This is a genomic window from Nostoc sp. UHCC 0251 (genome assembly GCF_034932245.1).
Lineage (GTDB): Bacteria > Cyanobacteriota > Cyanobacteriia > Cyanobacteriales > Nostocaceae > Nostoc.
Genome location: NZ_JAYGHD010000020.1, coordinates 21,008 through 27,972 on the forward strand (window position 1 = coordinate 21,008; position 6,965 = coordinate 27,972).

Sequence of the window (6,965 nt, forward strand, 5' to 3'; positions counted from 1 at the left end):
TTAACGTTATTTCTTGGCCGCAACTGGTTGAGGTGTTTCTGGAACAGCCTCCGACCAAGTAACCATATTTTTCACATCATCATCAAGGAACTTCATCCAGGCTACATTAGCGTATATTGTATAGCCTTTCTTTTTGCAAGTACGTATCAGACTCGAAAGCTGCCAAGCTTGCTTAGTATCTTTGTCAGGTGAAACCATAAATATTTCACCATCTGGAGTAAAGACAGCAGCTTCATCCACTTCATTCAAGTAAGGCCGCCCAGCCTCATCGCTATGGAAAACGCGATTTACTGCATACACACCAGACTTGCTACCGACAGTCTTTTGCATAATTGTGGCATTAAGTTGCTGGGCAATTTCATACACACGTCCAGAAATATTACCTACAACCTGCCCAATGCGGCTTTTCTTCTCACCATCACCAATCATTGTGCTAGTTGTATTGAGAGTCATTCCAGCTACACGACTGTCTAAAGACTTGTCTGCTATCTTTGGCCAAACAGCGAACAAATCATAGTCTCCAGTAACGGCATTTTTGTACCCTTCCATTGTACCCAAATCGTATTCTAATTGCGGATTTGTCACCGCAAAGGCTGGAACATAATGATTGTATTTTTTGTTATTAGTGAAATTGAGTGGCCATTTTTCACTTTCAACGACCAGCTTATCCCAGAATGTTTTAAAGTATTTATTAATTTCCTCTGGACTCAGGTTTTTCTCTGCTATTTTATTTTTTACCTTGTCATGTTTCAAGAAGTTTTCTTGAACTATTGCAAGATCCTTACTAGTAGGTTTCTGACTGTTCAAACCGTAGAGTTTGCCAGCATCATAGTACACATCCCAAATAAGCAATTCTGGAAATATCTGATCCCTAACAAGTAAAAAATCTACAGTGATTGAGTTGTCTTTTTCGCCAGTACTAGATGTAGCAATGAAGTAAGATTTATCAGGGCTATATCCGCCTTGAAGTTTTTTATTTGTAATTAGCCAATTGAGGCGTGTATCTGATATCTGTAACCGAATAGCATTTGCGGTCTTACCTTCGTACTTCTCTGTCATAGACTTGAAGTTTTCCTTCAAGTTATCCAATGCGCCTTCCTTTATGCTCTTGTTCATAAAAGGATCAAGACAAAGGAAACCTGCGGTTGCACCCCAATTACAAGATTTAGCTTTAATATGGAAACTCTTTGCAGCATAGCCTTCAGCTAGTGGTCCTTCACACGACGAACCAGGAGTACGCGTGAGAATAACGCACGCCTTTTCTTTAGCAACTGTTAGAAAAGCTTCAATGTGTTCCGGCGGGAAGCCTTGTTCATCCCGCAATCTTTCTTTGCTAAAGACCACAGGTGTTTTGATAGTATCTAGGGGCATTTCCAAAGTCCTCAAATATAGTTTTTATCTACCTAACGGCTTGAGTGAGTGATATCTAAATTTTTCGAGTCTGGACTATACTCAACTTGATACTACAGATAAAAACAGCCTGCACCAAAAAGGTTTTGTCTTCTGGATAAAAACTGTTTTATAACACATCAAGTCTCTATAACTGAGTAATAGTGCTGGCTCAATGACTTAGAAATATAGTTACGTAGATTAGGATAATTAATCTTGTTACAAAGTTGTGTAAAGAGTTACCCTTTACATAAGCAGTTTAAAACAGCAAACCTGCTTGCTACATTGGTATTTATACTGAAAAATATGGTTTTATCGGTAGTTTTATGGTGATTATTAGAACCCTCCTCGAAAATTTGCAACGGGAAGATTTAAATCCGGTTGAGGAAACTGAAGCTATTTTGAAACTTATATCTATCCGCTTGGAATGCTCTCAAGGAGAAGTTATTTCCCTACTCAATCATATTGCTAACCTCCAAAAGCAAAAAATAGAAACTATGAACAACGTTGTTCGTAACCAATAGGAAATGGTAGAAAAGATATTTTCAGTAATAGGTAAGTTAACTCCAGACAGTTTTCGTAGTCATCGCTTACCTTTACTAAATTTACCTAAAGATGTTCTAGAAATTTTGCGCCAAGGACAACTAGAATATACCAAAGCCCGTATCATCGCTCAATTGAAAGACGAAGATCAGCGATATCAACTTCTAGTGAAAACTATTGAAGAAAATCTTTCAATTAGAGATATAAAAAGTTACATTCAATCAGTTTTGTCAAACTAGGAGGGAAGAGATTTTCTTGTGAAGGACTACTTAGTATTCCAATGTTAAGGTTTTGAATTTTGGTGTATTGTCCTCCAAGTTTGTATTTACTTGCTGATGGCTTATGTCCCCTTCAGCAATCGTTTGACTATTTAAAATAGCAAGACGCTGCTGAATCTGATGTCGGCGTGCTTCGAGTTTCTCTAGTTCCTCCTCTAAACGCTCCTTCTCTAACATCATTTTGTAAGCATTTAAGTAAGCTGTTGCTTGAGAACGTTGAGGAGGCATGGTGCTAAGTTTGGCTTGAATTTGTCTGCGGTTTGGAGTGCGATGCATAATAAATTTCTCTTTGGGTATGAAAGTATTTAGTCTAATTAGCCGTTAAAATAAACAGCCGGCTGCTGCTTGGATGCGTTCTAAAGGCTGAACTGAGCGAGGAAGCATTGGTAAGCGAACCATTGTCAAACCTGGAAAATCGCAATTAATGGTTGCTGTAGAAGTAAAGCGGTTGAGAACAAGGTAATTCTGGCTCACACCTATTTCTTGCATAGATTTGAACAAGCGTTGTTGTTCGGCAAGTACGCTAGCCTGGTTAAGCGTAACCCCAATGAACTCTACTTGTTGTGGGTCTTTTAGCACTTTTTGGGCTTTGACTACGCGCTGTCGCAAAGTTCGTAAACGCCCCATAAACTCTGTACGACCAAGGACATTCTGATACTTGATCCAGAGTTTGAAAATCCAACCTAGCCAGTCTGCTAATGCAGTTGGCATTTCTAGAAAACGCAGCAGATGACCTGTAGGAGCAGTGTCTAAAATAATTAAGTCTTCTTCTTGCTGCTCTAGCAATTCCATTACTGTTAACAGGGAAAGCATTTCATCAATCCCTGGTAAAGCTTGATCGACAATTTTGCGCCAGGCAACAGGAGCATAGGCCATTTCAATAGCTTCGCTTGTTTGGGTTTCGCCACTCATCATTTGGGCCAGTTCCCATAGGTAATCGGCTCTGAATTGATCGAGAATGCGATCGCCATCTACTTCCTGACCTCGAAGATTGGCAGTTATTTGATATGGTTCGTGTCCTAAACTTAGACCAAAGGCATCACCCAACGAGTGGGCTGGATCGATGGAAACCATGCGAATTTTACGATCGGGATGTTGTTGAGCCATAGCCCAACCAATGGCAGCTGCTACTGTGGTCTTGCCTACTCCACCCTTACCGCCAATTAGTAACAGGCGACGACCTTTGGTCAGAAAATCTCCAAAGCTGGGAGGAATTTTTTCAGGCCATTGAATTGGGAGTAGATCGATAAGAGATAGCGGTTCAAGCTGAGGAACATGGATTTGGTTGATGAGATGGCTGAGGGCTAGAATCCCTAAAGGCTCCTCATCTTGCTGTGGCACAATAAAAATCGGCTTTTCGTTAGCAAGATCCGTATACTGACCGATCAGCGGTTGTTGTTCTTGGTAACGATCTGGGTCAGTCGCACTGGCAAGGACTTGGTTAACAAACAACCCTCCGCAAGGAACCTGCAAAGTTTGTAAGGCTTCTAGGAACCGTTTTGATTCCAACCAACTCATTGGTTCGGCGATCGCAACTAACAAACAAGCTGTATGGGTAGGATCTTGAAGGAGACGACGACCTTGCGACAGTTCAGCTTTCAGGGTTTGCAAAAAATCGTCAGCGCGATCGGGTGTGTAACTTCCAGCAAAGGTCTTGCTAATAATCCGATGCTTTTCTTGAAACAGTTCGAGAGAGTGGAGGAAAGTGTCTAAAAAATCCATCAATCCAAATAAGTTCAGAGTATGACCGCTAGGAGCCATATCTACTACTACTCGATCTACCCGCTGCTCCTGAAAAAGGCGTTGGATCTCTAACAAGCCCATCAACTCGTCCAGTCCAGGCCAATTTAAATCCCAAACTGGAGACAAGTCTTCTCCTTCAACAAAACTACCCCGCTCCACTAACAGTTCTAACACCTGACCATAACGTTCTTTAAAGTCTTGTAGCAGACGCTTTGCATCCAACGCCCTTACTAGTAGATTAGGTATTTCTGCTATGGGACGAGGAATGTCATCAACGCTAACTTGTAAGACATCTCCAAGAGAGTGAGCCGGATCGGTTGAGATTAAAAGAATTTGCTCATTAGCAAATTTCTGCGCCCAACGACATGCAAAGGTGCAGGAAATTGTCGTTTTTCCGACTCCACCTTTGCCGCTAAACATAGCAAGGTGTAGGTTATCAAAAAGTTCCATCCCGTTTGTCATTTCTGGCGTTTTAGGATAAAGTTACTACATATTTTTGAAATTTACTTAAGTAATTTTGCTGAATAAACCTATTTAAAACTAGCCTTGGCGACTAGAAGTCGCGGCTATACAGACAAAACCCGCCTGCGCGGGTTAAGATTCTTACTTTTTCATTAGTCCACGGAGGTGGACTTTGCCTGTGTAGCTGCGACTTCTAGTCGCCCAAATTGGTAGATATCTGCCTTCTGCCTTTCTTCGGTAATTAATTTTGTTGAGTTACTTACAAAGATTAGCCGAGGAACTATAACTGAAGTAAAGATTTAGCCAGAGGTGTCCAAAGGTAAGGAGATATAAATGGTTAACAGTTATGAAGGCGATATAAATATTGGGTTTAATGTCCAATGTATTTCTGAATACGACTTTTTTTCTGACAGTAATTTTGAGGACATTCATTGCCGTCCACTCAAAACAGGCTCTCCCTACTTAGGATTAAAAACTTTTGAAATTAAAGATAACGAAAAATTTTTTGGTCGGGAGAAGTGGATTGCTAATCTGGGCGATCGCTTAAATCAAGATAATATCCTCTTGCTTTTAGGAGCATCAGACACTGGCAAATCATCATTGATTCGGGCAGGTTTAATTCCTTATTTGGGATCTCATAAAAATTCGTTAATTAATATAAGTTTTCACCCAGATAAAAATCCTTTTAAATCTCTTTATCAGTGTCTTGCTTCTACTTATGGGAGAAAATCGCAAATAGCGGATATTGCTCGAGAAATAAGAGAAAATACCCTAATTAAAATTGTCAGATTACTCAAACAAGATTATCAGTGCATTCTAATTTTTATTGACCAATTTGAAGAACTGTTTACGAAAACTCAAAAGCCGGAACGTGATAAATTTTTTGCTAGTCTCTTTCAACTTTCCCAGCAACAGGATAGCTCTGTCAAAATTGTTTTAACAATGCGGTCTGATTTTCTGGATAAATTTAGTGAGTATCCCCAACTTGCAAAGATTCACGATCGCTATAGTCGTATACTCACTAGAATGAGCGATGGAGAACTAAAGTTAGCGATCGCTGAACCTGCTGCTAGAAATGGCGTTACTTTTGAACAAGGATTAGTTGAGCAAATTATTCATGATTTTCACCAACAAAATGATTATTTACCACTTCTGGCATACACCTTAGATTTGCTGTGGGAAAGGGAAAATATTGCAAACCGGGTTCTGAAGACAAAGACTTATAAAGAACTAAAAGAGCAAACGTTTGGTTATTTAAGTGAACAAGCTAATCAATGTATTAATGCTCGTGTTGGATGGCGCGATCGCCAGGAACAAGAGATTCAAAAGTTAAACCTTGCACTGACTGAATTAAAACTGCGCGAGCAATCCGCCAGGGTTTTGAATTTACTTCCTGTCCAACCGCTAGAGGGTTTGGTGCTGGCAATTCAAACAATGGGTGAGAATCTAGAGAAATACCCAAACCAGCTTCTAGCCCCTGTTTTGGGAAGCTTAAAGGAGGCAATGAACACACCCACAGAGACGAATAGATTGCGCGGACATGAGCAAGAGGTTAATTGTGTAGCCTTTAGTGCTGATGGCAAGTTTATTGCCAGTGGCAGTAGCGATTCTACGGTGTGCTTGTGGAATATCATTGGCAATCCTACTGCTCAATTTTTGTGTGGGCACGAGCAAGAGGTTAATTGTCTAGCTTTTAGTCCTGATGGCAAGTTTATTGTTAGTGGCAGTATTGACGGAATTTTGTGTTTATGGGATCTACAAGGTAATCTCATTGCTCAACCGTGGCAGGGACATGAGGAAGGAGTTATTTCCGTCGCCTTTAGCCCAAATGGCGATTGCATTATCAGTGTTGGTTTTGACGGAACAGTGTGTTTGTGGGATTTTCAAGGTAACGCCATTAATCAACCTTGGCGCGGACACAAGGAAGGAGTTATTTCCGTCGCCTTTAGCCCAAATGGCGATTCTATTGTCAGCGTTGGTTTTGACGGAACGGTTTGTTTGTGGGATTTACAAGGTAACACCATCACTCAACCCTGGCACAAACATGAGGCGAAAATTATTTGCGTCGCCTTTAGCTCTGATAGCAAGTTTATTGTCAGTGGTGGTAGTGATTCGACAGTGCAGTTGTGGGACATACAAGGTAATCCCATCGGTCAACCTTGGCACGGGCATGAAGGACATGTAAATTCTGTCGCGTTTAGCCCTGATGGTAAGTTTATTATTAGTGGTAGCTGCGATCGCACAATACGCTTGTGGAGTATCAATGGCAACCCCATCACTCAACCTTGGCGGGGACATGAAGGACAGGTTAATTCCTTAGCTTTTAGCCCCGATGGCAAGCTGATTATTAGTGGTGGCGATCGCACTGTGCGTTTATGGGAGCTAGATCAAATACTACAAGATCGGGTCATCGGGCGATCGCAGCGCAAATATGAGAATTGGGTTAATTCTGTCGCCTTTAGCCCTGATGGTCAGTGGATTGTCAGTGCCAGCAATGATTCGACAGTGCGCTTATGGGATATTCACGGCAACCCCATTGGTCAACCTTGG

General features: G+C 41.2%; 6 protein-coding genes. 3 read left to right on the plus strand and 3 right to left on the minus strand.

Features of this window, described 5'->3' with window-relative positions:
• Positions 1–6: 6 nt before the first annotated feature.
• Positions 7–1,371, minus strand: a complete 1,365-nt coding sequence (locus VB740_RS04520) for an anthrax toxin-like adenylyl cyclase domain-containing protein (RefSeq protein ID WP_323198886.1) — start codon at positions 1,369–1,371, stop codon at positions 7–9.
• Positions 1,372–1,715: 344 nt separating this feature from the next.
• Between VB740_RS04520 and VB740_RS04525 the strand changes: the two genes are divergently transcribed.
• Positions 1,716–1,913, plus strand: coding sequence for a hypothetical protein (locus VB740_RS04525; protein ID WP_323198871.1), 198 nt, complete (start codon positions 1,716–1,718; stop codon positions 1,911–1,913).
• Positions 1,914–1,916: 3 nt separating this feature from the next.
• Positions 1,917–2,171 carry a hypothetical protein gene (locus VB740_RS04530; protein WP_323198872.1) on the plus strand — a complete coding sequence of 85 codons (255 nt, stop codon included), beginning with the start codon at positions 1,917–1,919 and terminating at the stop codon, positions 2,169–2,171.
• Between the two features lie 30 nt (positions 2,172–2,201).
• Here VB740_RS04530 and VB740_RS04535 read toward each other — a convergent pair whose 3' ends face one another.
• Both VB740_RS04535 and VB740_RS04540 read right to left on the minus strand, forming a co-directional pair.
• Positions 2,202–2,486 (minus strand): hypothetical protein, encoded by a 285-nt coding sequence (locus tag VB740_RS04535; RefSeq protein WP_323198873.1) that lies wholly within the window; start codon positions 2,484–2,486, stop codon positions 2,202–2,204.
• Positions 2,487–2,531: 45 nt separating this feature from the next.
• Positions 2,532–4,415: an ArsA family ATPase gene (locus VB740_RS04540; RefSeq protein ID WP_323198874.1), complete on the minus strand. Its 1,884-nt coding sequence runs from the start codon at positions 4,413–4,415 to the stop codon at positions 2,532–2,534.
• Positions 4,416–4,748: 333 nt separating this feature from the next.
• Between VB740_RS04540 and VB740_RS04545 the strand changes: the two genes are divergently transcribed.
• The coding region (locus VB740_RS04545; protein ID WP_416289197.1) for an eIF2A-related protein at positions 4,749–6,965 on the plus strand (2,217 nt) is incomplete at its 3' end.